Source organism: Pseudomonas sp. 34 E 7, from assembly GCF_900005715.1.
Lineage (GTDB): Bacteria > Pseudomonadota > Gammaproteobacteria > Pseudomonadales > Pseudomonadaceae > Aquipseudomonas > Aquipseudomonas orientalis_A.
Genome location: NZ_CVTX01000164.1, coordinates 1 through 2,764, shown reverse-complemented (window position 1 = coordinate 2,764; position 2,764 = coordinate 1). Strand labels below are relative to the sequence as shown.

At 64.4% G+C, this 2,764-nt stretch carries 3 protein-coding genes; all 3 read right to left on the bottom strand.

The window, feature by feature from the left end; translation table 11 throughout:
* Nucleotides 1-154: 154 nt before the first annotated feature.
* Nucleotides 155-1,081 carry a sugar ABC transporter substrate-binding protein gene (locus tag BFP96_RS21720; protein WP_065936989.1) on the bottom strand — a complete coding sequence of 309 codons (927 nt, stop codon included), beginning with the start codon at nucleotides 1,079-1,081 and terminating at the stop codon, nucleotides 155-157.
* Between the two features lie 18 nt (nucleotides 1,082-1,099).
* Nucleotides 1,100-1,846 carry a TIM barrel protein gene (locus BFP96_RS21715; RefSeq protein ID WP_065936993.1) on the bottom strand — a complete coding sequence of 249 codons (747 nt, stop codon included), beginning with the start codon at nucleotides 1,844-1,846 and terminating at the stop codon, nucleotides 1,100-1,102.
* A 29-nt stretch (nucleotides 1,847-1,875) separates the two neighbouring features.
* Nucleotides 1,876-2,764, bottom strand: an 889-nt coding sequence (locus BFP96_RS21710; protein ID WP_065936988.1) for a Gfo/Idh/MocA family oxidoreductase, incomplete at its 5' end; no start/stop codon positions are given.

Below are 2,764 nucleotides of genomic sequence, written 5' to 3'. Positions count from 1 at the left end.
AACCCGGCGTCCTGCCGGGTTACCCACGGATTCAAGCCTGCGTTCGGCCAGCGTGGTTTAACGGGGCGCCTGAGATCAAAAGCAGATCAAGAGCAAGAGCGGCTCGCTTCGCATCGTGGATACGTTGTTTGTGTGGGAGGGGCTTGTCTTCGATTTATTTGTAGCGTTGCTCGAAGACGGCCACCTGTTCGGGCTTGATCAGCTCGAAAGGCACCCACACCTCCGACTCAATCGGTTCGCCCTTGATCATCCGCACTGCCGCCTGCACGGCCTGGGTCGCCTGGGCTTTGGGGTCCTGGAACACCGATGCGCTGAGCACGCCGCGCCGGATCGCCGCCAGTCCATCGGGCAGGCCGTCGATCCCCACAATCGCCACTTCGCCCTTGGCCTTGCCCGCCTGCTGTAACGCCATGGCCGCGCCAATCGCCATTTCATCGTTGTTGGCCACGATCGCGTCGAACTGGGTGCCCGCCAGCAACCAGTTGCTGGTCAGGTCCATGGCCTTGCTGCGTTGCCATTCGGCGCTTTGCTGCTCAACGATCCTGATGCCCGGAAATTCCTTGAGCACCTGCCTGGCGCCTTCAGTGCGGTCGCGGGTGGCGTTTTGCGCCAGGTCGCCCATGATGATCGCCACGTTGCCCTTGCCGCCGAGTTTTTCCGCGAGGTAGCGCATCTGCAATTGCCCGGCCTCAATGTCGTTGGACGCCACGGTGACCACACCCTTGGGCAATGTGCGTTCATCCGGGTGACGGTTGACGTACACCAGCGGGGTGTTGCTGGCGGCGGCGGCACGGGTGATGTTGGCGGTGGCGGCGGTGTCCACCGGCAGGACGATCACCGCGTCGACGTTCTGGTTGAGGAAACCTTCGACCTGATTGAGCTGGCGCACCACGTCGCCCTGGGCGTCCTCGAACTGGATCTGCACGTCCTGTTGCGTGGCGGCCGCTTCAAGGCCGGTGCGCACGTAGGTCATGAAGTTATCGTCGACCCGCGCGATGCTCACGCCGATGCGATACGCGGCAAAGCTTGATTGGCTCAACAGCAGTAACAGTGTGGCCACGATCAATGAATAGCGATGCATGAGGTGTTCCTCTTGTTGTTATAGGGTGAACGCCTGGCGGAAACGCTCCAGGGCCCTGTCGCTGTCGCCGCTGGCCCAGCCTTCCAGGCCGACCACGCCGTTGTAGCCCATGGCATGCAGCGCCCTGGCAATCGCCGGGTAGTGGATCTCGCCGGTGCCGGGCTCCTGGCGTCCGGGCACGTCGGCCACCTGGATTTCTCCGATGGCGGGGCCTGCGCGCTGGATCAGTTCGATCAGGTTGCCTTCGCCGATCTGCGCGTGGTACAGGTCCAGGTTCATCTTCAAATGCGCGCTGCCCACCGCTTCGATCAGGGCCAGGGTGTCGGCGGCACGGGCGAACGGGGTGCCGGGGTGGTCCAGCTCGGTGTTGAGGTTTTCCAGCAGGAACACACGGCCGGCGTCCTCGCCCAGGCGTGCGATCTTTTCCAGGGTCTTGCAGGCGCTCAGCCACATGCGCCCGGAGGTGTGGCTGACGGGCTGCACCGGCAGGCCGCCGTCACCCAGGCCGGTGCCGTGCAGATTGAGGCTGGGGCAGTTGAGGCGCTCGGCAACGCTCAAGGATTCGCGGGCGCTGTCGAGCAAGTGGCGGATACCGTCAGGGTCGGTGAGCGTGCCGCTGATGTAGCCGGTCATGGAGGTGAAGTCCGCGCCTGTCGTGGCCAGGGCGTTGATGTCCTTGTCTGTCCAACTCCAGATTTCGGCGCTGAAACCGAGTGCATGAATGCGTTTGACCCGCTCCACGAACGGCAGGTCCAGGAATACCATTTCGGCACTGACCGCCAGCTTGAACGGGATCACAGGCTCACCGCCGTGCCTTGCTCGCAGGACTCGATACACGCGCGCGCAATCGCCAGGGCGGCGCGGGCATCTTCACCGCTGGCCAGGGGTTTGGCGCCGCTGCGCAGGCAGTCGACAAAGTGGTTGAGCTCGGCGATGTAGGCGTCGCGCAACAGGTCGGTGTCCAGGCGTTGGGTGTCGGCCTGGATGCCTTGGGCCTGGTAGCGTACCAGGTCGGATGCCTGCACGCCGCCCATGGTCAGCATGCCGGCACTGCCGAACACTTCACCGCGTACATCGTAGCCATACACGGCCTGGAAGCTGGCTTCGGCGGTGGCAATCGCACCGTTATCGAAGCGGATCGTGACCACGGCGGTGTCGAGCAAGCCTCGGCTTTTGTATTCCGGGGCGATCAGCGCGTCGGCCATCACCTGCACCTGCACCGCTTCGGCACCGGGGTTGAGGTAGCGCAGGGTGTCGAAGTCGTGGATCAGGGTTTCCAGGAAAATCACCCATTGCGGTGAGGCGCCAGGGTTGTTCAGCGCCGGGTCGCGGGTCAGTGAGCGCAGCAACTGCGGGGTGCCGATGCGTCCTGCGGCAACATCAAGGTGAGCGCTGCGAAAGCTCTTGGCGAAGCGCCGGTTGAAGCCGACCTGCAGGATCACACGGGCATCGGCCGCGGCGGCGATGGCGCGGTCGGCTTCATCGAGGGTGATGGCCATGGGTTTCTCGCAGAAAATCCCCTTGCCGGCGCGGGCGGCGCTGATCACCAGTTCGGCATGACTGCGGGCGGGGGCGGCGATGAGGATGCCGTCGATGTCCGGGTCGTCGAGCAGTTGCTGTGGGTCGGTGTAGACCTTGTCCACACCCAGCTCCGCCGCCAGACGCGCGGCTTGCCCTGGGGTC